Source organism: Bifidobacterium callitrichidarum (assembly GCF_003129905.1).
In the GTDB taxonomy this organism is placed as follows: domain Bacteria; phylum Actinomycetota; class Actinomycetes; order Actinomycetales; family Bifidobacteriaceae; genus Bifidobacterium; species Bifidobacterium callitrichidarum.
Genome location: NZ_QFFM01000012.1, coordinates 57,808 through 80,540, shown reverse-complemented (window position 1 = coordinate 80,540; position 22,733 = coordinate 57,808). Strand labels below are relative to the sequence as shown.

Sequence of the window (22,733 nt, the reverse complement as noted above, 5' to 3'; positions counted from 1 at the left end):
TTGAGCGACAGCAGATTTCCTGTTTTCTCTACTTAAAGAGGCTCCCTGTCATCCCTGTATCCGGCGTACAGGGTCAACCCCACTGACGTGGGGAATGAAGCAGAAACCGGATTATAGGATCCACTCAGTCACATCGGTGGAAACTTTCTTTAGACTCGGGAATACTGCCTTATGCTTCAAGTTCAGATCCCGAGGGAGTGTTTTCGTTTATGTGGCCGTATTTTCATTGAAACCTCGTTTTTCGTGTAGTAATTGACAGTATATCACCCTTTTGGAGATATGCAAAATCCGATTCCCTTGTAAGTGTGGCATACTTCAGTCGTTGTTAAACAGCCCTATTGGTTGCTGGGATCCCGGCTTCATCTGCTCGAATACTTACGTATATTCAAGACTTGGTCTTGTCGTGGTACGCCCAGGTAATAGGTGGCGGTCGATGAATGGGGTGATGGAAATGATTGACAAAATATACCCCTAGAGGTATATTTGTGTTATGTTTAAAGTAGAACTTGAACTAATAAAGGACTGGCTGAAGGATCTGGATAAAGACAGTGCCACTCAAGTCTACGCAGCCCTCCGGCTGCTGCAGCAGTACGGGCCGCAACTGAGAAGACCTATTGTCGGAAAGATTGAAGGCTCTCATATACAAAACCTAAAAGAGCTCAGACCGGGATCATCCGGTCGAAGCGAAGTCAGAATCTTGTTTGTATTCGATCCAAGCAGACAGGCCGTAATGCTGGTAGGAGGTGACAAGCAGAACAAGTGGAACAAGTGGTATAGAAAAGCCATAGATGAAGCAGAAGCCCGTTACGAGAAATGGTTATCAGACCACAGTGAGTGATAAGAATCCAAAACAAAAACACTCAATCTAATGAAACAGGCGAAAGGAATCGAAAAATGAGCTACACACTGGAACAATTCAAGGCGGATCACAACCTTGACGAACAGGAAATCGCCCGGGCGCAAGAGCGCATGCTTGACGAGATCCGTCTTTACGAGCTAAAGGAAGCTCGGAAGGCTCAGGATCTTACCCAGAAGACCATTGCGGAACGTATGGGGGTGAGCCAAAAACGAATCAGCACCCTCGAATCCGGTGACGTGGATAAGACGGAAGTCAGCACTCTCCGACGCTACCTGGAAGCTATTGGTGGAAAACTGCAAATCACGGCTTTGATGCCGGATGGTAGGAAGCTTCAACTGGTCTGATGTATCAGGCTGGTCTTGACGTATTGGTGATTCCATGACTCGGATATGTCAGGACTGATTGGACCTCTTGACGAGCTCGAATCAGTCCTGACCGTAATCATCTAGTTCTTCCGGATCATCAAGGAATTCTTCGGAGTCCAAATCAACGGGAGGCTCTTCACTGTCTGCCTCCGTTTGATCGGTGTCGTCTGATTCGGATTCCGTTTCTTCTGACTTCTGGGGTTTTGAGGTAGCTAGGTTAGAGGCAAGACTCAAAACGTAAAACAAGATATTCAGAAGGATAATCACAAGCCCAATGATGAGAATCCATTTTGCAAGTATCCCTAAGATGCCACCTAGGCTGGTCGTTAGAAACTCAACAGGATTAGCCATGACGCGCTCCGATACCAATTCGGGATTATCAGCTTCTAATCCGCGGTTCTTCTTAATGAACTGTACTATGTAGACACCGTAACCAAGAGCCGGAGTCATTAGACCAGTGGCAAGTCCCGTTACCCAACAAATAAGCTGGTATTTTTGATAAAGACTGATGAGTTTGTAATAGAGCTTCATGGAGAGTTCCTAACTTAGAACATAAAAAACGGTGCTACCAATGATTGTCGTGGATAGCACCGGAACTAATTACCTGAAGTCAAAGAGTCATCTTGCTTCTGTGGTTGTATTCATTGATGGAATACCAAGTTTTGACAGCAGGCTCTCGGTCGTCATATTCTCTGCATTCCAACGCTTGCCATCGATAGTGATAGTTGGAGTGCTGAAGCTATCGTTTCCCTTTGCATAGAGTTCGGTTCGGCCGAAAGTGTAGGTGTCGGCCGTTTTGAGCCAAGTCTGCCAGTTGGAATCATCTTTGAAGGCACGGTCTGCGACTTGTTTCTTTACGCCGGCGTCAATGGCCTGTTGCTTCAATCGCTCTGTGGATACGCTCTTGTATGAGGAGAGTTCTCCGGGTTGGAAGTTCTCCGCGAAGATATTCGACAGGTACTTCAACAAATGCTGGGGGTTCTTGTCGTATTGGGTGAGGTTGATGGCCCCGTTCATCGCGCGGGTTGAGTAGTCGTCGGAGCTTTTGTTGTCTTGGAAGGTCATGAAATGAACTTCCAGGTTGATTTGTCCGTTCTTGACAAGGCTCTGGAATGTAGAGCCGAGTGTACGTTCAACATTCGCGCAGCCGGGACATAAAGGCTCCAGATATACCCCTACTGTCGGTACATTCTTGATTGGCTGGTTGTAGCCGCGGTTGCTGATGATGAAAGCCCCGTCTTTGGTTGCATACTTGGGTTTCGGATCGTTTTGTAGCTTCTGGTATGCGAGTTCGGATTCCTCTGCCACTTTCGCTTGGGCGATTTTGTCGGCGTTCAGGTTCTGGTAGAGGAAGAATCCTCCTACGAACACGATGATGGCGATGATTGCGACGACGACTGCGCCGATTACGGTTTGCTGTCGGCGTTCTTTTTCGGTGAAAGGTTGTTCGAAGACGTTGTCGGTAGTGGTTGTTTTCTTACTGGTTTTCTTGGATGACAAGATTGGTACTCCTATATATAGGTGTCGGTTACATTAGGAAATAACGAAATCCAGTGGTAGTGGTGTCAGACCGGCAGTCCGATCACACCCCTGTATACGGCTGCAGTGGCGCGAATATCCTCGGCCGCATCATGCGCGTGGAATTTGAAACCGTAGTAATCTGCGGCGACTCCCAGATGCTGCCACTTCCAGTCGTCATATCGGGAATCCCATTGCCCGTAGATTGGGGCGAACAGTTTCATCACATCCACCCACGGCTTATGCGCCAAGTCCGGAATCTCCACCCCGGACTGCAGTAGAGCACGAATATCGAACACACCGTTATAAGTGACTACAGCCTCGCACTCATCCAACAGGCGGGTGATAGTGGGCGCAAGCTCGCTCATGAACGGCTTATGAATCACATCCATGGGACTGATCCCATGCACGCGCTGCGCGTCCGGCCACTTGTAATGATTCCACGGTTTGACCAGCTCATTCAACAGGATGTCACCGTTGCCGTCGCAGAAGGATGCCTGGATGACCTCATCCCTACTACCGGTGCCGGTGGTTTCCGTATCGAACACGAGCACCCTGTCCAATGGGATGGCTCGGAGCATACGGAAGTAATCCTCACGTTCCTGCTGGTCGGTGGGGATTTCCTGTGGCTTGAGACTGGCGACGGCTACCATAATCCGATCGCCTCCTCGCCGGGAGCGTCGGGTTCCCGGGTATCGGCTTCATCCTGTGGCTCGTGTTCCTGCGACAGTAGGTTCTGCAGCATTCGCAGCTGCTCGTAGGAGACGCCGGTGCATTGGCGGACCCATGTCGGATCGTCGCCGGCACGCAGCATGTCCATCGCCTTGGAGGTGGGGGTGAGTTTAGGCATGGGCCACCTCCCGGTGATACCCGTACATGGAGTGATCCACGTTGATGCCGGTCAACCCGTTCCGGTGGAAGCGTTCCACGGTCCGGTCGATGTCCTGCACGTACTGGTTGCGGATTTCATCCTGCATGCCGTTGTAATAGTAGGGTTGGCCGAAATCCTCGTCCAAAGTGAGTTCCCCGTATTCGCCGGTTTCGGGGTCGATTTCGATGTTGAAGCTGGTGTTGTATTGGAGAGGGCCCACGGGTCGGCTGTAGTACCAGATTCCGTTGGTGGCGCGGAATCCTAGGTTGTGCATGGTTTTTTCGTCGGGGATGGTTGTGGTTCCGTCGACGTGGGTGAATCCGATGCGTTTGCCGATGTTTGCTTGGGTCATTTGTTTGTTTGTTCCTCTCCGTTGTTTTCAGTTATATCGTGTGGACGATATCAGAATATCATGATAGTGGGATGTTTTCACGGGAACCGGCATGTCGCACCACCATTGAAAACGTCCACACTACGGACAAAACGCGGACATCATGCGAACCGTGCAACCAACAACAGAATCCACCAATACCCTGAAACCAGCTCAAAACCACAAGAACCGAAAGCCCAGAAACCATGGCATCAAACGAATTCGACCCTAGCGAACATCCACGCAACACCGACGGCACCTTCAAAGAAACAGGCAAAAACCAGCCCGGCGCACTCCCCATGCCCGATATGAACCAAGTCAACATCAACGAAGATTTCGCCAAACGTGGCAGGGAACGCATGAGCTTCCTCGACCAGACGCTCATCAAAAAAGCCCAGGACGAATACGATCAACGCGCACTAGCACCCGGGGAAGACTGCTACCGGATAGACAACGGACTCTATGTGAGCGCCAAGGAATTCGAACAACTCCCCGAAATCGACCGCAACCGTTACATCGCATGGGGCAACATGGACCTCTACGATGATGCCGACGAACTCAAGGAAGCATGGAACGATCAGGACGCCATACGAGACCTCGCGGCGAACAGCGTCGAAGACGATGATGCGAATGTCTACTACACCGAAGCGGAAGTCACCTACGCGGACGACCTCTCCTACACTCCCGAATTCGACGACAAAATCGGATACGACTTCAACGACGGAGCCAACGAAGCCCTCGCCCACCATCCTGACATCGACATGGAGGAAGGCCCGAACGGGTATGGGCGTATCGTCAGCAAAACCAATAAGGAACGAACCGCGAACCTCGGCAGGGAAGGCGACGGTTATCGGCTCATCTACCAGGGGCCGAACGCGCCAGAAGCCAAGGATTTCAACGATGATCCAACCGCCTACCGTCAAGCGTTCGCGAACGCGCGTGACGCAATGGCGGCTGGTATCAGGTGGGTTGAAGAGGGGAGGGCGTGATGTCCGGTTCCGATTATGATCCGAATAAGCATCCGAAAGACAAGTACGGTCGATGGCGGAAAGTCGATAAAAGCGGCAGACCATCCGTGCCATTGCCTCCGAAAGCCGCTGATCCGATGCTGGGAGTCGACCCGCATGACAAGGCGATGATCCGAGGATACAAGCTTCTTCAGGATGGGGAGGAGCCTACTCCGGAATACTTGGATAGTCTCACCGGATTGGATGATGACGACAAGCTCGCATTGGATATCGCCAAACGCGCCCAACAAGGCCCGTTGAACGAGCGTGATAAAAGCGCGTTGAAACGCCTCGCCCTCAGCCCCAAACCCATGAACGGAACCCGCTTCGCATTCCTTGAACAAGCCGGCATGAACCAGGATCTCATGGTTCGAGCCGACACCACCGGGCCACGCGCCCGCACATTGTTCGCACGATCCGGAAACCCGTCCGGTTTGGCGATGCACACGGTCGAACGGCTTGACCGGCGTACTTCAATGGATAAATGGGACGAGTTCGAAAAAATTGCATGGTCCACTCCCGGTAAAGATGCCGCCGTCGTCCGCAACAAAATGATCCTGAACCATGCGTGGCCTACCGGGCGCGCCTATGCGTATGCGAAGAACTGGATGCTGCAGCAATCCGGCGCTCAACCTCGTCCTATCTCCGGTAGTACGGGAAAGTATCTTGTCAACGATCGGAACGCCGGAGCATTGTTCGCCCAACGAATGGACTTCAGTGACGACGTACGCGACCAGCTTCAGAAAGCGTGGAAACAGTCCATCAAACCGAAGCAACAACAACCCGCACAGCCGGCAAGTAAACGTTCTGGCATACGCGGATGGTTCTCCCGGCTCTTCAAGCGAGGTAACTAATGGCAGTCTACGACGAAAGCAAGCATGTCAGGGATTCTTCCGGCAAGTATGCAAACAAGAACAAGAAACAGTTACCAAGCACTTTGCCAACTGTGGAGAGCAGCGAATACGACCCGGATGAGGAAGCCGCTGGAATCGAACGTGGCGAGGAGCTCGTCAAACGGCAGGGGCGTATCCTCAAAGCCGATACCGCTGACCTGGATGATACGACCAGAAAGCTGATGCGTCGTCTCCGAGCCAACAGGCGCGGAAGCGTGAAGGACGAGGAGTGGGGTTCGGTCGAAACGTTCGCCAAGACCGCCGAAAGGATTACGCCGGTTCAGTTCGGCATGCTCTGTGCCGCGAACGAGCGGGAGGTCAATCGTGCAGTGTTGCTTCGCAAGGATTTGACCGGCGATAGGGCGAGGGCCATTTTCGAACGCAACCGTGACCTCTATGGCGGTAGCGATATGGCGGAATTGACCTGCGATTCGCTTAATGAGCATACGGATGAGGATGTCTGGCGTGCTTATGAGGAGCAGTATTCGCCAAGACTCATCCACAGTCTAGCCAAGAACCCGGCGTGGCCGCACGCGCAGGAGTTCGCCGACCAGTGGTTGGAGAAGAACGATGCTCTGCAAACCGAAACTGATCGGGCATCCTTCAGGGAATTCCGTGACCCGGAGATGGGTGCGCTGCTTTCCGACCGTGACGACATCGATGAGACGACCAAGGCCAGGTTGCGGAAACATGAGCAACGATACGCGGAATACGCGGAATACAAGAACAGGACGGCACAGCGGAACGTGTACGGGACGCTTCCGACGATTCCCACCGATCCGCGAAGGCTCGCGAATCAACCGTATTAGCGTCGCGCACTATAAGCCAACAACATTCCAATAAGTTAATAACCAAACCCCAGAATCGTACAATCCTATAGGAGTCTACGCATGGTCAACAAAGGCTTCGTCGAAGCCGAACATCCACGGGATCGGTTCGGCAAATATCGCGAAAAGAACGGCAGAGGACTACCCGGCACGCTCCCCGAATACACTCCGGACGTGGAATCATTGGACGCTCGATCCGGCGTCGGATACGATATTGTGCCACCATGCGTGCAGGACCGCTCCTATAGGGAGGAGGTCATTGGCAAGCATATGGCTTACGAAATGACCCTCGACCATCCATGCAGTATGAGCGATTTGCGGCATATGACCGGTAAACGGTCGTTGCAGTCGGCGTTGGATTACGTGGAGAATGGGAACGTTTCGGCTGATGATGCCGACTGGTTGAGCCGGTGCAGTCCGATTGACGGGGATACCGCCATGCTGCGTGCTGCCGCCATCAACAGTGGTCAACTGTCTGATGAGCGTGTGGAGCAGATGAGTTGGGATATTGGTGACGCGAGTTTGGATAACCGGCAGTGTGTTCGTATCGCAGCCTTGCAGTCGGGCCAGTTGAGTCCGGAACGATGCTTGTATGAGAGTCGTGACGAGAATTGGATGATTCGCAGCGCGGCCATCAGCAGTCATAGTCTGCCGACTGATAGGGTGCGTGAAATGTTGTGGGATGATAATACGAACGTGCGTGAGAATGCTGCTGCGGAGTTGCAGGATAGGGATGCATTCGACTGGTAGTCCAATATGCGGACGGTTCGTGGACTCAATGTGAACCGTGCGGACAGAAACAGAACACACCTTTAGCTTTTTGGGAGAAACCTAACACAACAAGGTTTCTCCCAATTCTTCTCTTAAGGGGCGTCACCAATGGCCGGATACAACGAAGCCGATCATCCACGCAACCGGTTCGGGGAATACCGGAAAAAGGACGAAAGCAGCCATCCCGGGACAATACCGGAAACCACCGATCAGGAACGCGAAGCCGACTTCACCGAATACGCATTCACTGATTTCAGCGACGAATGGCTCGACAATGACGACCCGCGCCTCAACGCATGCCACGAGACGGCGGCGGCCGTCAAAGAACAAGCGGAAAAACACCCCGACTCGACCATCATCATGGGCGACCACGGGCGCGTCTACATAACCAGCGACAAATACCCGAACCTCCGATCCGAACTGAAAATGGACGAAGACCCGGACGGGATGATGCTCACCGCCACCCAACAGAAAATCAACAAGGACGGCGACTGGGAGGACACCGGATGGGGAGTCTCCAGCACGCCCGGCAGGCTCGAAGACGAAATGGGCGCGAACATTCGCACCGCATACGATCAAGCCTGCAATCCGGAATCCCGCTCCAAGGACAATCCTGTTATCACCGAATCAACCGTATCCGAAGGCTATCTGGGCGGAACCAAACGAGTCGGCGGCAAATACGATCCGAATCTCACATCCACCGAGAAAACCAAGCTCATGCGCGAGGACTTCAAACAGTTGAAGAAGAACGGTGACATTCCAAAAGACTGGAAGATCAGCGTCCGTAAAAGCGAATACTCGATGAACTGGACCGCACGAATCAAAGTGACACTCCCCGAAGGCGTGCCACGCTACTACGTGCCCACACCCGAACAATATTGGAAATCCATCGCGGAAAACGACCGCTACGACAATCCAGACAAGAAAGCCATCCGCGGTCTACTCGAAGCGAACGGCGGCAGTCTCACGGACGACGAATGGCGTGAACAAGCCAACCGCATCAACCAGAAAATGAAGAATGGGGAAGAACTCGAAGGCTCCGAATGGGATTGCCGCGTCGAAACCCCGCAAGTTCGCAAAGTCCGCAAACTCTGCGAACAAGTCGGCCACCAATACACGTACAGCAACAACAACGCCATGGTCGACTACTTCGACACAGACGGATACGTGGACGTAAGCATTGTTGAGCACGGGAAGGCATACTGATCATGGCGAACTATAACGAGGCGGATCATCCGCGTGACCCGTTCGGTAAGTATCGGGATAAGGATAAGAGTCGTACGCCTAACCAGTTGCCGGAGGATTCCACGCCTGAATGGGTGCGGCGGTTGAATGCTCGGGCGGTTGAGAAGGCTGAGTCTGGTGAGGATTTGACTCCCGGTGAGGTTGAGTACTTGTCCCGTCAGGCGCCTGAACAGGTTTGCCAACGCTTGTTTGAGGCGAATAATCCGACGTTGGACGGCTACATCATCAGTAATGAGAATATCAGCGACTATCAGGTTGATGATATTCTCTACCGGCAACCCGATGACGAATCCATGCAGACGGTTCGGGAAGGTGTCGCCAGCCGATACGGGATTAGTGACGACCTGACCAATCAGTGTGAGACCTGGATACAACCGGACAGTCAGATCCCCTCCGAATCACGACGCCGCATCGCCGTCAACATGCTCGACAATCCAACCATGCGTTCGGAAACCATCAACCGGATACTCCAACAATATCCAAGCAGCGAAATAGCCGAACATGCAGTCCGAAACCCCAACAGCAACGACATGACCCTCGCCCTGGCCGTCGAACATTTGAAACCAAACTCGGATGCATACTATGACGTCGAACACAACCCGCAATGCGGGCCACGAGCATTACATGCGATGCTCGCCAAGAAACCATACGACATGGGTCGAACCATAGGAGTGTTCTCACATCCGGCATTGGACAAGGAAACCCTCGAAGACTACAAGTCCTATTGCTCCTACAACAACAGTGACGCGGCCCTTGGTGCTTCCATGAATCCGAGCATCACGCCGGAAATGGCCGAAGAACTGTATCGGAGCAATTACCAGCATTCAGGTGTGATCCGAGACCAACTTGCTGCGAATCCTGCCACCCCTGACAGGATTCTGGATGAGATGATGTCCCAGAACGACCCGTATGTGGACCAACTGTTGGTCAGCAATCCAAGTATCGGGGATGCGAGAGCCCGGAAGATTCTTAATCGTGCCGAATCCAAGTCAACTGTATGCGTGGAAATACTAAACAATAAAGGCCTATCGGAACAGTTCCGAAGCAAGGTTCAGCTCCTGGATTACTCCGATGACGAATGGTGATAGACGACAATCCAAGACGCCTGTCGATTACGAGATTAACGTGAGAAAGCGAGCATACAATGGCTCAATTCAAGGAAAGCGAGCATCCTCGTAAAAAAGGAAAGTTCGTTGATAAGAACAAGCCTGGTATTCCGGAACCGTTGCCAGTGGAAACGGAAACCGTAGCCGACCCTGCTGCAGTGTTCGAGGATGAGCTGCGGGAGAAAATGGACAAAGTGTACGACAACCGGTCGGACGCTTTGGAGGCCGCCGACTATCTGGAAACCTACGAGGGTGGTATCGGTATCAGTCGTAAAGGTGACGGCTGGGGTTTGACCTCATTGGATGAAAGCGGCTACCGGTCCTGTGACCTCCCATACGATAACGATGGGAACGCCAATTATGCGGATATCGATTTCGGCATGGATACGCCGGACGATTACAGGATCATCGACAACATGAACTCACACCAATGGGAGAACCTGCAACCCGTCCAGGATTTCCTCAACGGGAAAACCGATACGGTCAACATGTACTCCATCATGCCAGCCGGCTACCTGCAGGATGCCGAGGAGGATGAAGACGATTACGTGGACGCCTCCTACCTGACCGTCCTCTGCGCCAACAAGGGCGAGAATCCTGAATGGCATAGCCAATTCCAAGACATGCAAGGCGGGAATGATCTGGTCGAAGCGGTCCAGAACAATCTGAACACGCATCATGGCATGACCGCATGGCCTGATTCCGATGATGGCTCCATATATATAGGAGAAGCAGGTAAGGCGAACGACGAACGATTCCATGTCAGCCTCGACGATAACGGGCAGGCCACATTGACCCGCGAACGGCGTCTCTACCACAAGGATTGGCTGGTCGAAGGGCGAACCACGTTCCCGGCCGACCAGAATGCCGGCGACTTCATCAACAGCAAACTAAACGAATACAAGCAGGAGCACTAAACCATGGCGTTTGATCCCAAAGAGCATCCGCGTAACGGCAAAGGCGAATTCAAGGACAAGGATGGCAACAATCCCAACCCGTTGCCTGGCGAAGTCGATGAATACTCGGGTGAAGCCGCACTCAACCGGCTGCGCCCCTCCATGCCAGAAGACGAGAACCAGTGGGATGGGATGAAGGTTCTCGTCCTGGACATGGACGGCAAGCCGATGGAAATGTATCTCCATCGGGAAGGCGACACCTACTATAACCAGCATCAGGAAATGGTTTGGCGACGTGACGCTGAGGGACCGCATGTGAACTCGCAGATCGCCAGTATGGAACCATACGGCCCATACGACACTGACCCGAACGAACAGATGCGTGTCAACGACCTGTTGGATGAGGACGATTACGAAGCGATCGGCGAAATGATCGAGGATGGCTCCTACGACGACGAGTATGCGAATGCACTGGCATCCAAATACGGAATCTTCGACAAGGCCCTCGTGGATAACATCTACACGAACGCCTGCAATCGTGCCGGAGACAATGACTCCGCCGCATACGCCGGTGATATCGAACAATCGTTCATCGACACCCAATCCCTACTGCAGGTCATGGGCCAGAACACTACACCCACTCCAACGAAACCGGCCGTCGTCACACCACGAGCCCAATCCGCGCATAATCCTTGGCCGGTGACCGATCCGGAACTTCAAAACCAGTCCGACAAACTCTACGAGCAAGCCAACCGTTTGGATGACGATGATGCATGGGATGAGATAGACGATTTCATCATCGACCACGGAGAACAGGGACGCCGCGCCTTCGCCAACTCCTGTGCACGCGGATTCAACCTCAACCAGTACCCTGATAGCGCGTTGGACCGCGTCTACCATCAGTCACAGCGAACCACCATCGAGGACTTCGGACGCATGGGCGACGGGCAGGCCATGTACCACACATTCGGCAACTACTCCGATTTCCTCGATGACATCGAGTCGGATCAACAGTAAGCGGGTAGAAGATGGTCAACCAGCAGTTCGAGAAAGAACATCCGCGCCGCACTGACGGTACCTTCCGCGACAAGAACGGGAACCTACCGGGACAACTGCCCGACGAGGAGACCGGTTTCGATGAGGAAGAGCGGCTTTCGACGCTGCTGGAAGAACGCCTACCATTGGACTTCAACCGTCGAATGAAGGTCCCGACGCTCGACCCTGATGATGATTCGGTTAAAGCACGCACCAAACTTGGCCGATATTTGTACAACTCTCTGGATGAGAACGCAGACCGGGAAGCCTTGGCTGACGAAACCGTATACGATTTGTGGCCCGGTGTCGTCAGATATGATGGTGACGATTCCGATGTTGCCCTACATATGAGATTGGATGAGGAAAAAACTGGCAGTCAGGATATCGCCTACGAGCTGCCGGACGGACGATACCTGTTCGTTAACCTCGGACCACATAAGGCGGCGGTCAACAAATTCAACTACCGATTCCGTAAAAGCGGCCGCGACTTGGATACGACCAACCTGGCGGACATGCTTGCAACTCGGGAAATCGTCAACGGAATGGATGAGCTTGGCCCAAACCCATCCGACACCATTCGGACGATCCTTGATGATAACCGTAAAAGCTGGTCGCATTATAAACTCAACATCAAAGGCATGCCCAATGCCGATCAAACCATTGCCGTCATAGAGAAAAAGACCGGCATCAAACTCGACTCTCCATCCGATGATTTGGATGAGGCTAAACAATGGTGGGCTCACGCGAAAAGCATCGTTGATAAGTATGAGGAGGACAATAAAGACCGCCCCTATGACGAGATGCGCATCATCCAAACCACCGTCGAACGGGCGATACCGCAACTTGACATGGTCGGGCCTGCAAAATCCTTCCGCAACTCAGTCAGCAACATTCTAAATACGGAAGGCAATGTTCGAGCCAACCGGGATTGGCAGAAGAAACAATCCTCCGAAACGAACGCAACCGTGTTCATGGATAAGAAGAACCAGGATCCAGCGCACGTGGAAGCAGGCCGAACCAGTCCGTTCGCCCGTGACTTCGGCCATATAGAAATCGACAATGACGTTGACCTCGAACGCTTCAAATCACTAGGCTCCGAATACTCTAAATACAAGCATCTTCTACCCGCACAAACTGAGACGGCGAACCTCCGCTTCCGGTACACCGGCCGACATAATGCGACCGGCGTCTACCATCCGGGTTTCGTCAACATCGCGGTGGACCCTCGCCACCCGGCGTCATTCACCCATGAGTATTTCCATCACATGGACTTCACGAAGTCCGATCATGAACTGTCGTTGGACCCTGATTTCAAGCCGATTCTCGACCACTACCGGGCGACAGTCGACCGGGAGCAGATGACGGGCACTAACCCGGACCGGTATCTCGCTCCGACTGAAGTGTTCGCACGCTGCGCGGAGACCTGGATGAGCCGACATGGTGGCGATGGCTCCAGTTTCCTGGAGTCGAAGGAAACCTATCAGACCCGTTTCGATTATGCGCCGTTCAAAGGCGAGGAGGAGCGGATTGATCGCTTGTTTGGACGACTCTTCAACTGATTTCATAATACGGACAGAAAGTGGACATATTACGGACTGTGCAACCAAGCACAGTCCGAACCATTAGCGTCAACCGCAGAAAATGATTCCTTATATATAAGGAGTGGTTCCGCATGGTCGAACACAAGGGTCCAGATGTCTCCCAACGCCGACGCAAGCGCAACGGCGAATTCGACAATGAGGACGCCAAACGCAAGCCCGTATCCCTGCCAGCCAAGGCTCGGGATGAAATGGACGACCTGCTCGACCAATGCGAGGAAGCCCAAGTCGGTGGAGAAGACGACCTATTACGTCTCTACGACGAATACACTGTTAACCGGCTCGAACAAATATCAAACCTCACCGATGAGGAAATCAACAACAGATACCCCGTCGACGACACCGTCCAGACCGAACTCGCCAAAACCATCGAAGAACAACGCGCGGCAACCATCGAACTCGTCAAACAATCACGCGAACGCCTAGCCGAATACCGGCAGGAAGAACAAACCAAACTCGACGAATGCGACAAACGCTACTGGGAGAAAACCAGCCAACCCATCCAACAGCAATTGGATAACCTTGCTGGACAGGATAATCCTCGACGTTTCATCCGAAGCCAACGCTATCTGAACAGCATCCACGAATACAAGCCCGAACAGTATTGGGCCATCACCGCGTTCGACACCAAGATCGACAAGGTCGAACCCTACAAATACCGGGGTTCCACACGATATCGGGTCAACTACACCACGAGTAAAGGGTTGAAAGGGAAAGTCACTTTCCCGGCCGACGCCATGGATTTGACCGGTGAGCAGCAGGATAGAGCCCAGCATGCGAAGGAACTCCTAACCATGACGTGGGCTGATAGGTGTCTGCAGCGTGGTTTGGATGATCCTGATTTCATGTATCCGGGGCATGGGTGGCCTGACTACCGGTATACGGATGATCGGAAACTCCCGTTCGATGAGTCCGGTCCGTTGAGTGTGAAGGTCAATGAGCTCAATAGCAAGCGTAATGAGCTCGAGGAGAAGATCTTCAAAACCGAGAAAACTCGGAGAGCCAATGAGGAATCAAGAAAACACGTCAATATGAAACGCGATGAGGCCAGAACCTGTCTCGCCTTCTACCGTCAAACCAAAGACATGACCATGATCCGTCCCGGCAACGATAGCGACCGGCAACTGGTGGAGAATATGCCCCAGTTGCATGACAGCGTCAAATGCGATCTCCGAGGGGTGAGCGCCGACCGGCAGACGTTCCTGCTGGAACATCACAGTGACCGGAACGCCGAATACTCCGAACTTGGTTACACGCCGGATATCAAAACCCTTGGCCTGGTACATCGGGATGGCACTCCCGTTTTGGGGGAGAACGGGAAACCGTTGGTCATGCGTACCAGTCGTTTCATGCATCCGATGGACTGATAGGAGGCGAATATGGGAAACAAGGCATTCGATCCGAGCGAACATCCACGCGAAGCCAAAACCGGACGATGGAAGGATGCCAACAATGGCAATACGCCAGGCGGTCTCCCGCCAGAAGACAATGACTTCGATACATATGACGACGACTCATATGGTGAAGAAGGCAACGCTTGGGTTGATGATGCCAAAGAGGACATCGAACAGTGGAGCCAAGTCACCAAAACCGACGCTTTAGGTCGAGAAATCGACTGGGATAAGATCGCTGACCTTGACCTGCGTAACGGTGTCGGAGTCGGAATCGACTACCCAGACCCGGTTGAAGGCGCCACCAAGGACGTTCAACTGCAGGAAGAACTCCACGCCGCTTATGATCAAATGTCCCGCGACTTCCTATACGGTGACGGCTTCAACATCGAATCCTATCGAACCGCGCGAACCATCGCCTATGCCAACCGGCGCCTGGACGGCGAAATTGATTTGCTTAACCAGCGCATCCAAGACGAAACTGGCGGCCAGCCAGTCGAAAAGCTCCTGCAGAAATACAGGGACGACGTTACTGACAAAAACAAGAAAGACGCCGAAGCAGCGAAAGCCCTGCTCACTCCAGAAGAAATAAAAGCCCAAAACAAGGAAACACGACAGGCAAGACTGGAACAACGGTCGAAAGCCTACCGGTGGATGCCCGGACAGGACGCCAACACTGTCGCTGGTCTGGACTTCGAAACAACCGGCTTGAATCCAGACACGGATTTCATCGTTGATGCCGGCATGGAATACATGGATATCAATCCGACCATTCAGCACGAGGACAAGCGTTCCGAAGCCGATCGAAACTATAAGTACCGCGAAGACTGCTACTCCAGCGATAACGGCGCCTACGGTATTCGCAGCTTCCAATACGGAACCGACAACGTCCGATCGCTCGCCGGTAATCCAGCAGAAGACACAAACCACATCGATCCTCGCGAATTCACCCAGTACAAACCATTGGATGAGAACCCGGCCGCTCAGAAGCAACTTCTGGACTTCGCGACAAGTGCCCCACTCGTCGCCCACAACGCCCTATTCGAACATCATCATCTGATGGCCAACGTGGATGGTTACGCTGAAGCCTATCGAAAAGGCAAAGTACGGCTCATGGACACCATGCAAATGAGTCGATCCTTGCCTAAGCCGGAATCCGCCAAAGCACTCAAAGGATTCAAACTTGACACGTACATGAAGCAATGGAATGCGATTCCTGCAACCAGCAAAGAAGTACATCGCGGCCTCGAAGACACGGACGGAATGCTAGTCGCCATGAAAAACCATATGTCCTGGCTGCACGAAAACCAGCTCGGCCCATGGAACCCGAAGTATCCGATGACCGGTGTCGGCGGCAAACGCACCGGCGACAAGAACTGGAAGTAACCGTAAATAACGGAGGCAAAACCAATGTACGATCCAAACCAACAGCCACGTGACCCTAGAGGCAGATATGCGGAAATCCGCGGGGGGGGGCTCTGCCTTCAGTTCTTCCTGAAGAAGATTTAACAACCGAGGAAGTGTCTCAATTAGATCCGGAAGATCCTAATTATGAACTTCCAAAGGTTGAGTCTTTTTATGAAAGGCATAACCGGGTTTCCGCGAGAGCTCTGAATCTCCAAGAAATACCTTGGTCAGAGCTCTCGGATTATCAACGGGAATCGTCAAATGTTAGTGCGGGAATAATGGGAAACCGTTGGATTCGGCGAGATTACTATCCACACGATGATGAGACGGACGTAGCGGTTACTCTCGTCCGAGCTGAGCGATTAAAACAAATCAACGATGAGGAAAAGCAGCTGCTATGTGATATGGCACGGCAGGAGAAACCATTAAGTGACGGTGCTTTTGCAGCTATCGTGAGATCCGACGAAAACGTGGAATTGGCCGATAGAGCGGATTTGAATAGCGATCGGGTCAAGGCACTTCTATCGATAGAGTCCAAATATCAAGCACAGGTCATTACCAAGTTAGAGGAAAACCCTACGCTCGACGATGACTGCAGACGACAGGTGGCAGAGGCTCGAAGATACACTCGAGAATTATCGGATGACCAGGAGTTTATTAACCGCTGCTATGCACTATTGCCTGATTCGTATTCCTCTGAGGATGACTGTAGGCTCGCTGTCAATCCGAATGTTCATCCGAAAATGCTGGTAGCTCTAATCAAGAGACGTAAACAAGCATGGGCGAAACGATCAGAAATCACAGCGGCCGTAGCAAGGAATCCGCAGTCTCGAACGAATTACAAGCTTCGGCAAATACTTGAAGATGAAGCCGAAAACAGAAATTACAAGATTAAACAACGCCAGCGGATTTTGGATGCGTTGGATGAGAACCCGTTCGAAGGTTGATATGTGTTGCAGGTTTTGTCAAGAAGGAGGCGGAACCTGCAACATGTGGGCGATGTCGTTTCGTTTCCCTTGTCCGGAGCCGGTTTTTCAATCTGAGAGGTGATTTACTCATTGCCTGTATTTGGCTTTCTCAAGACGCAAGCGTTCAACGTCCGTGATAATGCCCCGACTGTTTGCATCTTCTAGCGCCTCAACGTATTTGTCGCCGTCCAAGAATCTCATTGAGGACAGTATGGCGTCTCTGATGTTCTGGGAGAGAAAACCTAAAATGCTGCTGTCGGCTTTCTTATCGGTGACGGTCCAGTGGATGCCTGTGTTCTCGGGTTGTTCTCTGGGTGTGGCGATGAATGTTATGCCGCTTCCCCAGGTGCCTAGTTCCGCGAATTCCAGGACTGATGGACCCCACAGGTATGCGCCGGGTCCCGCGCTGGCGAGGGAAAACACGTGGGGGATGATTTCCCAATTGATGGATTCCGTTTCCGGATAGTCAGGATACCAGGCTATCGCTTCGGTGGTGACGATATCGGTGTCGGGATTGTTTTGCGCCCAAGTGAGGAGGGTTTCGCGGTCGACGCCTGCCTGCTCCGCTTCCCAAATGGGTATGACCCCATTCCATCTCTTCCATATGGGTCTGAGCTGTTGTTCTATCGGCATTTCCCGTCCCTGCTTTCCTTGTTCGGATTACCTGTAATATAAGGTACAACACAATGTGAGCATAATGTGTTCATATAATGATTGCCGATAAGTCATGACTGGCGAAGTAGCTTCAAGGAGTGAACATGCAAAGACCAGACCAAAGCGCGCAAATAGTCTCGGACATCAGAAACATCCAACGATTCGTCACCAGCACAGACCCGGAAATTCGACCCGACGCAAGTTTCGCCCGCCTCCAACGTCTCCAACTGCGTGACATCGTGGCCGCATTGACATTCGCGGAACTGAACGACAGGGAATACAGGACACTATTGGATTTCGCTATGACCACATTGACAGCACAGGAAACCAAGCGTCTCATCAACCGCACCGGCAGTGAGTTCATGTTCCTGCGGAACCGGTGTGGTGTCGCCCAACAGTGGGCCGCCGACTCACTTGGCGTCAGTCTGAGTACGGTGCGGCGTTGGGAGGATCCGGATCAACCGTATGCGCCGAGCCATGAGGCGTGGAAGTGGTTGGATGGTTTGGATGAGTATGTGGAGCGTACCGCGTATCGTGCCGTGGTGAAACCGGGGGAGTGGCATGATGTGTGCGAATTGGTGAAACAGTTGGGTGATTTGACTGAGAATGGTTCGGGTGCGCCTGCCCCGCCGTCGATGATTGATGGTTTGGATGCGACGTTGACGGTCCGGTTCTTCTCCAGTCAGAAAGCGTATTTGGATATGGTGAACCGGTTCTATCCGAAGTCGGGTGAACCCGAGGGTGGCGTGGAAGCGTTGGAGGCTGGTTGCGCGTTCACCGTGTTTCCCGATGCGGGGTATTTCGGCGTGCAGAATGCGATCACGCAGCGTGCGGTTGGTCTGATTCGAGATGCTGGTCGTGCGCATGGTTGGCCTGCCCGTCTGATCACGTTGAGGGTGATTCGTTAACCGAAACATGCCGTAGGGGGTGTTCGCGGTTTATTTTTCCCCTAAAAGGTTATATACTGATTCTGTCCACACGATAAGAACAGGGTAAAACCAGGAGAAAAGAACTTGCCAACACCCCAAAACATAGACGACACAGCCGTCACCGACCCCATCATCACCCTACAAACCATCAACCACCAAGACTGGCAACAAGCAAAAGACCCAGCCCGACCAGAAGACTCCATCCCAGGCATGTGGGGCATACCCGCAAACCAGCCAGACAAGCTCTACCACATCCTCGAAGCCGTAGACCTCAAAGGCACCTTCCTCCACACCGCCTGCGGACAAACCATGCTCGGAGACAACAGGCCCCACAACCTCATCAAAAACCCGCCGATCGACACGCAATGCCTACGATGCCGCATCGCCAGCATGAACAGCGAATACAGGCGAATCCGAGACGGAGAATAACCGAACAATGATAAACGGAGAGTCCAGCAAGCCGGAAACGAGTCTGCCAATGCAGAAGGACATGACCATTGAGCAAACCATTAACGGATTCAGACGTCAAACAACTCCTCAGACTCGATGTAGTAGACGACATCATCAACGGTCGAATCAGCTACTCGCCTGAATTCCGCGCCGAAGCCGTCCAACGATGGCAGAACGGTGAAACCCCGCAGGAAATCTTCCGTAGCAAAGGATTGGATCCGGCGCTCATCGGCCGTAAACGCATCGAACGATGCATGAGCCGGTGGACCGAAGGATTGACCCGCAAGACGGTTCGCAGGGTGAAAACCAAAAGCAGCCGCCCCACATATCAGGATTTGAAGAAGCAAGTCCAGAAAATGAAACTCGAAAACGTCATGTTGAAAGTGAAGGTCGAGCAGCTTCAAGCCGTGCTCGACGCAATGGAGAATAGGAAACGATGAACAGCAGCATCCAGCATTTGGAGAAGGAACTGGACGACAGCGTGCGCACCCCCGGAGAGAATCAGAATCCGGATGAGACGGAGACCGTCGCCATGAAGGCTACGGGGAAGAAGCCGACGCCGCAAAGCTTCCAGCCGTCCGGCGTGCGCAAGCGCAAGCCGCGTCAGGCGAAGAAGCCGGAGCTTCCGGTTGCGGAGAAGACCGAGGAGGTTAAGCCGGAGCCGGTGAAGAATCCGACGTTGGTTGACGACCCGTATGGTCCGAAACCGTTGGAACCGGCCACGTTCAAGGAGATGAGCCTCGTCGCCCTACCGACCATTCTCGGTGCGGCCGGTCTCGTATTGCTGACCGTCGTGAGTCTCGTCTGCAACCAGTTCGCGTTGGCCATCATCCTCGGCCTGTCCGTCATCGGTTTGATCGGCTGGCGTATCTGCGTGTTCGACTGGACGCCCGTCACCACCCTGGTGCGGTCCATCGAAGACGGATACGGGTTCCACGTGTTGAAGGTCATTCAGGACACGGATGTGACCGAACCGGTCAAACTCATCCACACGTTGGGCCGTTACATCATCTGGTATTCCGTGCCCGGTAATCCGGAGATCAAGGCTGCGAACCTGCTGATCACTGACGGTCGTATCACGCTGATGGCCACCAGTAATGATCTGGTGATCCCGTCCGCAGGACAGGAGACAGTGAAGTGAACGCGAGCATCGACCCGGAAGAGGTCATGTGGAGTGAACGGAAGCGCAACTGGTGCGGTACCCCGTTCACGTTCACCACGTATACGCTGACCGACGACAGTCTGATTGTCAAAAGCGGTTTCCTCCGCCAGAAATACGATACGGTCAAACTCTTCCGCATCACCGACCTGACCGTCACACGCGGACTATTGCAGCGTATCTTCGGATTGGGCACGATCATCGTGGAAGGATTCGACCAGTCCACAGGCGGTCACTTGGAGATCAAGAACATTCGCCACGTGTTCAACGCGAAACGGTTGATCGACCGTACAGTGGACGGAGCACGATCAGTGAACCGTGTCACCTCGCGCGAATATATGGGTACGGATTTCAATGATAAGGAAGGAAACAGTAACTGGTGAGCACCTTATTCGTAGGAGACCTCCACGGCAAACCCGACCTGTTACCACTGATTTCACGGGTAGCCGACCGGGAGAACGCCGACCGGATCGTCCTACTGGGGGACGTCTGCGACGACTGGGGTCTATCGAACAATATGATGAGCGCCTGGTTCAAAACATTCGCTGACTGGAGCCGCTCCGAAGGACGCCGTAGGGACCTGATCCCCTTGCTTGGAAACCATGACATCCCCTACATGTTGAACAACGGTTCCCAAGCATTCGACCGTGTCCGCAACATCGCCCCCGGATTCAGGCCGGGCGCACACCGTCGCGTGAACGAACTCATGCAACACATCCCGTTCCGAGTCGCATGGTCGGACGGGAGTCTGCTGGCCACTCATGCTGGTGTGACGGACATGTGGGAGATCAAACATGATCTGCGGAACCAGTCGCCGTTGAATATCGCCGCATGGTTGAACAAGCAGATGGAGCATTCCGCTTCATTGGCGAACCTGTATATGGAGATCGGTGCGGCGCGTGGCGGCACGTCGAAGACGCCGTCACCCGTATGGGCTGATCTGACGGAACTGTTGCGGGATGGTGACCATAATTTCATTCAGATCGTCGGCCACTCCCCGGTTGAGACTGTGACTGAGTCGAACGGGTTCTGGTTCTGCGACACGTTCTCCACGACGCAGGATGGACGGAATATCGGTGACGGTACGCTCCTGTTCAAGTCGAACAAGGGCAAGTATCGCAAGGTTCCACTGTTGGGCTGATGGTTTTCTTGTTGGGAACCGTTATCATTTTTTCTGGTTGTCGAATAATGCCGTCAGACCATTACCGTCTGGCGGCTGTTTCCTTGATTTCTGTAGAGAAGTGAGTTCTGTTGGAGTTGGAGAATCGCAAGAACCTGATCGCAGGCATTTCAGCCGGCATATCGATCATCCTCTTAGGTTCGGTCATGGTCACGCCGAACGTATACGCCGCCGACACGACCACTGAAACGGCGGCCACCGTATCATCGGCACGCAAGTTCCCCAAACAGAACATCGCCATACGCCGGTTGACCGCCGAAGCGACGACCACCGACGTGACCGGCGATTGGGGTGGAATCGAAACGTTGAACGTGCCGGAAACCCAGTCCCCGGCAGAACAGCAGGCTGCAGCGGTGGCCAAACAGCAGGCGGAGGCTCAGGCGGCGGCGCAAGCGCAACAGCAGGCCGAGCTGGCGGCGAAGCCGATTGAAATGCCTGCGTCGAAGGATGCGGAGAGTCTGGTGAAGTTCGCCCTCCAATTCCAAGGCTACCCGTATGTGGCTGGTGGGAATACGCCTGCGGGCTGGGATTGCAGTGGTTTCACCCAGTACGTGTATACGCATTTCGGGATTAATATGCCGCATTCCTCGTATGCTCAACCGTCGATGGGTACGTTGGTTTCGAATCCGATGCCGGGTGATCTGATGGTCGGGCCGGGGCATGCTGGTATTTATATCGGGAATGGGATGATGATTCATGCCATGAATCCGGTTGATGGGACGAAGGTGACTGCTGTGTTTCCGGGTATGGCGTTTTATCGGGTGTTGCAGTAGCGTTTTCTGATCTGGGTGTTGTGCGGCGGATGCTTTTGCGTCCGCCGTTTTTGTTTGTCGGCGTGTCTTCTCGCATATGTTGTTATACTGAATATGTCCACACAGAATAGAGCGGGAACCAAACCGGTTCCACAAAACAAAAGGAGAAGAACAATGACTATCACCATCCCCGCATTCTTCCAAGCCACCAGCATGAACCGCGGCGACAAGCCGGGAACCATGTACATGCTCACCGAGAAGCTGCCCGAAGCGATTGTCCGCAAGTACCTCAACAGCAAGAACGTCGTGACCGGCACCGCTTCCATGCGCTATGCGCCGGAAATCAAGCATGACTACATGTGGGTGGCCGATAGCGCCCACGACGTCCGGTTCGCCTGATTCAAGTTCGGGGCGCCTTCCTAAATCAGGAGGGCGCCCCTATTAACGCATTAAAGATATACTGATAACGTCCACACGTTAAA

At 53.2% G+C, this 22,733-nt stretch carries 28 protein-coding genes; 22 read left to right on the top strand and 6 right to left on the bottom strand.

The annotated features are described in order from the left end of the window. Positions 1–490 precede the first annotated feature (490 nt). Together DF196_RS07015 and DF196_RS07010 are read left to right on the top strand one after the other, a co-directional pair. Positions 491–838 carry a type II toxin-antitoxin system RelE/ParE family toxin gene (locus DF196_RS07015; protein WP_109057146.1) on the top strand — a complete coding sequence of 116 codons (348 nt, stop codon included), beginning with the start codon at positions 491–493 and terminating at the stop codon, positions 836–838. A 56-nt stretch (positions 839–894) separates the two neighbouring features. Next, positions 895–1,203 (top strand): helix-turn-helix domain-containing protein, encoded by a 309-nt coding sequence (locus DF196_RS07010; protein WP_109057145.1) that lies wholly within the window; start codon positions 895–897, stop codon positions 1,201–1,203. An 81-nt stretch (positions 1,204–1,284) separates the two neighbouring features. Here DF196_RS07010 and DF196_RS07005 read toward each other — a convergent pair whose 3' ends face one another. The 5 genes from DF196_RS07005 to DF196_RS06985 all read right to left on the bottom strand — a co-directional run bounded on the left by DF196_RS07005 (position 1,285) and on the right by DF196_RS06985 (position 3,965). Continuing rightward, positions 1,285–1,755 carry a hypothetical protein gene (locus tag DF196_RS07005; RefSeq protein WP_109057144.1) on the bottom strand — a complete coding sequence of 157 codons (471 nt, stop codon included), beginning with the start codon at positions 1,753–1,755 and terminating at the stop codon, positions 1,285–1,287. 87 nt (positions 1,756–1,842) lie between these two features. Further along, a complete protein-coding gene (locus tag DF196_RS07000; RefSeq protein ID WP_158276290.1) occupies positions 1,843–2,724 on the bottom strand; it encodes a DsbA family protein in 882 nt (293 codons plus the stop codon). Positions 2,725–2,789: 65 nt separating this feature from the next. After that, positions 2,790–3,395, bottom strand: coding sequence for a 3'-5' exonuclease (locus DF196_RS06995; RefSeq protein WP_109057142.1), 606 nt, complete (start codon positions 3,393–3,395; stop codon positions 2,790–2,792). Next, positions 3,389–3,592, bottom strand: a complete 204-nt coding sequence (locus DF196_RS06990; RefSeq protein WP_109057141.1) for a hypothetical protein — start codon at positions 3,590–3,592, stop codon at positions 3,389–3,391. Before DF196_RS06990 ends, DF196_RS06995 begins: the two co-directional genes overlap by 7 nt. Beyond that, a complete protein-coding gene (locus DF196_RS06985; RefSeq protein WP_109057140.1) occupies positions 3,585–3,965 on the bottom strand; it encodes a hypothetical protein in 381 nt (126 codons plus the stop codon). Before DF196_RS06985 ends, DF196_RS06990 begins: the two co-directional genes overlap by 8 nt. 224 nt (positions 3,966–4,189) lie before the next feature. Between DF196_RS06985 and DF196_RS06980 the strand changes: the two genes are divergently transcribed. The 12 genes from DF196_RS06980 (at position 4,190) to DF196_RS06925 (ending at position 17,106) form a co-directional block, all read left to right on the top strand. Continuing rightward, positions 4,190–4,972 (top strand): hypothetical protein, encoded by a 783-nt coding sequence (locus DF196_RS06980; RefSeq protein ID WP_109057139.1) that lies wholly within the window; start codon positions 4,190–4,192, stop codon positions 4,970–4,972. Further along, entirely contained in the window at positions 4,972–5,844 is an 873-nt protein-coding gene (locus DF196_RS06975; RefSeq protein ID WP_109057138.1) for a hypothetical protein, read from the top strand. Before DF196_RS06980 ends, DF196_RS06975 begins: the two co-directional genes overlap by 1 nt. Beyond that, the gene (locus DF196_RS06970; RefSeq protein ID WP_109057137.1) at positions 5,844–6,692 is read left to right on the top strand and encodes a hypothetical protein; all 849 of its coding nucleotides are present in this window, start codon (positions 5,844–5,846) and stop codon (positions 6,690–6,692) included. The genes DF196_RS06975 and DF196_RS06970 overlap by 1 nt, the downstream gene beginning before the upstream one ends. Before the next feature lie 81 nt (positions 6,693–6,773). Then, entirely contained in the window at positions 6,774–7,460 is a 687-nt protein-coding gene (locus DF196_RS06965) for a hypothetical protein (protein WP_109057136.1), read from the top strand. 129 nt (positions 7,461–7,589) lie between these two features. Next, positions 7,590–8,687, top strand: a complete 1,098-nt coding sequence (locus DF196_RS06960) for a hypothetical protein (protein ID WP_109057135.1) — start codon at positions 7,590–7,592, stop codon at positions 8,685–8,687. A 2-nt stretch (positions 8,688–8,689) separates the two neighbouring features. Next, positions 8,690–9,811: a hypothetical protein gene (locus DF196_RS06955; protein WP_109057134.1), complete on the top strand. Its 1,122-nt coding sequence runs from the start codon at positions 8,690–8,692 to the stop codon at positions 9,809–9,811. A gap of 146 nt (positions 9,812–9,957) precedes the next feature. Further along, complete coding sequence (locus tag DF196_RS06950) at positions 9,958–10,749, top strand: hypothetical protein (protein WP_158276289.1); 792 nt, start codon at positions 9,958–9,960, stop codon at positions 10,747–10,749. Positions 10,750–10,752: 3 nt separating this feature from the next. Beyond that, positions 10,753–11,745, top strand: a complete 993-nt coding sequence (locus tag DF196_RS06945) for a hypothetical protein (protein WP_109057132.1) — start codon at positions 10,753–10,755, stop codon at positions 11,743–11,745. A gap of 11 nt (positions 11,746–11,756) precedes the next feature. Continuing rightward, the gene (locus tag DF196_RS06940; protein ID WP_109057131.1) at positions 11,757–13,322 is read left to right on the top strand and encodes a hypothetical protein; all 1,566 of its coding nucleotides are present in this window, start codon (positions 11,757–11,759) and stop codon (positions 13,320–13,322) included. 113 nt (positions 13,323–13,435) lie between these two features. Continuing rightward, entirely contained in the window at positions 13,436–14,728 is a 1,293-nt protein-coding gene (locus DF196_RS06935) for a hypothetical protein (protein WP_109057130.1), read from the top strand. Between the two features lie 12 nt (positions 14,729–14,740). Continuing rightward, a complete protein-coding gene (locus DF196_RS06930) occupies positions 14,741–16,138 on the top strand; it encodes a 3'-5' exonuclease family protein (protein WP_109057129.1) in 1,398 nt (465 codons plus the stop codon). Between the two features lie 134 nt (positions 16,139–16,272). Next, the gene (locus tag DF196_RS06925) at positions 16,273–17,106 is read left to right on the top strand and encodes a hypothetical protein (RefSeq protein ID WP_146194726.1); all 834 of its coding nucleotides are present in this window, start codon (positions 16,273–16,275) and stop codon (positions 17,104–17,106) included. A gap of 108 nt (positions 17,107–17,214) precedes the next feature. Here DF196_RS06925 and DF196_RS06920 read toward each other — a convergent pair whose 3' ends face one another. Continuing rightward, a complete protein-coding gene (locus tag DF196_RS06920) occupies positions 17,215–17,760 on the bottom strand; it encodes a hypothetical protein (protein ID WP_109057127.1) in 546 nt (181 codons plus the stop codon). A 125-nt stretch (positions 17,761–17,885) separates the two neighbouring features. Between DF196_RS06920 and DF196_RS06915 the strand changes: the two genes are divergently transcribed. From DF196_RS06915 to DF196_RS06880, 8 genes are all read left to right on the top strand, one after another. Continuing rightward, positions 17,886–18,689: a helix-turn-helix domain-containing protein gene (locus tag DF196_RS06915; RefSeq protein WP_109057126.1), complete on the top strand. Its 804-nt coding sequence runs from the start codon at positions 17,886–17,888 to the stop codon at positions 18,687–18,689. 105 nt (positions 18,690–18,794) lie between these two features. Then, on the top strand, positions 18,795–19,139 hold the full coding sequence (locus DF196_RS06910; protein ID WP_109057125.1) for a hypothetical protein: 345 nt from the start codon (positions 18,795–18,797) through the stop codon (positions 19,137–19,139). A gap of 68 nt (positions 19,140–19,207) precedes the next feature. Beyond that, positions 19,208–19,600, top strand: a complete 393-nt coding sequence (locus DF196_RS06905; RefSeq protein WP_109057124.1) for an HTH domain-containing protein — start codon at positions 19,208–19,210, stop codon at positions 19,598–19,600. Beyond that, positions 19,597–20,301: a hypothetical protein gene (locus DF196_RS06900; RefSeq protein WP_109057123.1), complete on the top strand. Its 705-nt coding sequence runs from the start codon at positions 19,597–19,599 to the stop codon at positions 20,299–20,301. Before DF196_RS06905 ends, DF196_RS06900 begins: the two co-directional genes overlap by 4 nt. After that, on the top strand, positions 20,298–20,702 hold the full coding sequence (locus DF196_RS06895) for a PH domain-containing protein (RefSeq protein ID WP_109057122.1): 405 nt from the start codon (positions 20,298–20,300) through the stop codon (positions 20,700–20,702). The genes DF196_RS06900 and DF196_RS06895 overlap by 4 nt, the downstream gene beginning before the upstream one ends. Beyond that, entirely contained in the window at positions 20,699–21,460 is a 762-nt protein-coding gene (locus tag DF196_RS06890; protein WP_109057121.1) for a metallophosphoesterase family protein, read from the top strand. The genes DF196_RS06895 and DF196_RS06890 overlap by 4 nt, the downstream gene beginning before the upstream one ends. Before the next feature lie 110 nt (positions 21,461–21,570). After that, a complete protein-coding gene (locus DF196_RS06885; RefSeq protein ID WP_241519626.1) occupies positions 21,571–22,272 on the top strand; it encodes a C40 family peptidase in 702 nt (233 codons plus the stop codon). Between the two features lie 153 nt (positions 22,273–22,425). Beyond that, positions 22,426–22,650, top strand: coding sequence for a hypothetical protein (locus DF196_RS06880; protein ID WP_109057120.1), 225 nt, complete (start codon positions 22,426–22,428; stop codon positions 22,648–22,650). The last annotated feature ends 83 nt before the right edge of the window (positions 22,651–22,733 follow it).

Coding starts and splice junctions, on each gene's coding strand:
- DF196_RS06935 (WP_109057130.1), top strand. CDS start 13,436: ATGGTCGAACACAAGGGTCCAGATGTCTCCCAACGCCGACGCAAGCGC.
- DF196_RS06985 (WP_109057140.1), bottom strand. CDS start 3,965: ATGACCCAAGCAAACATCGGCAAACGCATCGGATTCACCCACGTCGAC.
- DF196_RS06980 (WP_109057139.1), top strand. CDS start 4,190: ATGGCATCAAACGAATTCGACCCTAGCGAACATCCACGCAACACCGAC.
- DF196_RS06945 (WP_109057132.1), top strand. CDS start 10,753: ATGGCGTTTGATCCCAAAGAGCATCCGCGTAACGGCAAAGGCGAATTC.
- DF196_RS07015 (WP_109057146.1), top strand. CDS start 491: ATGTTTAAAGTAGAACTTGAACTAATAAAGGACTGGCTGAAGGATCTG.
- DF196_RS06940 (WP_109057131.1), top strand. CDS start 11,757: ATGGTCAACCAGCAGTTCGAGAAAGAACATCCGCGCCGCACTGACGGT.
- DF196_RS07005 (WP_109057144.1), bottom strand. CDS start 1,755: ATGAAGCTCTATTACAAACTCATCAGTCTTTATCAAAAATACCAGCTT.
- DF196_RS06955 (WP_109057134.1), top strand. CDS start 8,690: ATGGCGAACTATAACGAGGCGGATCATCCGCGTGACCCGTTCGGTAAG.
- DF196_RS06975 (WP_109057138.1), top strand. CDS start 4,972: ATGTCCGGTTCCGATTATGATCCGAATAAGCATCCGAAAGACAAGTAC.
- DF196_RS06915 (WP_109057126.1), top strand. CDS start 17,886: ATGCAAAGACCAGACCAAAGCGCGCAAATAGTCTCGGACATCAGAAAC.
- DF196_RS06930 (WP_109057129.1), top strand. CDS start 14,741: ATGGGAAACAAGGCATTCGATCCGAGCGAACATCCACGCGAAGCCAAA.
- DF196_RS06990 (WP_109057141.1), bottom strand. CDS start 3,592: ATGCCTAAACTCACCCCCACCTCCAAGGCGATGGACATGCTGCGTGCC.
- DF196_RS06970 (WP_109057137.1), top strand. CDS start 5,844: ATGGCAGTCTACGACGAAAGCAAGCATGTCAGGGATTCTTCCGGCAAG.
- DF196_RS06920 (WP_109057127.1), bottom strand. CDS start 17,760: ATGCCGATAGAACAACAGCTCAGACCCATATGGAAGAGATGGAATGGG.
- DF196_RS06880 (WP_109057120.1), top strand. CDS start 22,426: ATGACTATCACCATCCCCGCATTCTTCCAAGCCACCAGCATGAACCGC.
- DF196_RS06965 (WP_109057136.1), top strand. CDS start 6,774: ATGGTCAACAAAGGCTTCGTCGAAGCCGAACATCCACGGGATCGGTTC.
- DF196_RS06900 (WP_109057123.1), top strand. CDS start 19,597: ATGAACAGCAGCATCCAGCATTTGGAGAAGGAACTGGACGACAGCGTG.
- DF196_RS06960 (WP_109057135.1), top strand. CDS start 7,590: ATGGCCGGATACAACGAAGCCGATCATCCACGCAACCGGTTCGGGGAA.
- DF196_RS06995 (WP_109057142.1), bottom strand. CDS start 3,395: ATGGTAGCCGTCGCCAGTCTCAAGCCACAGGAAATCCCCACCGACCAG.
- DF196_RS07010 (WP_109057145.1), top strand. CDS start 895: ATGAGCTACACACTGGAACAATTCAAGGCGGATCACAACCTTGACGAA.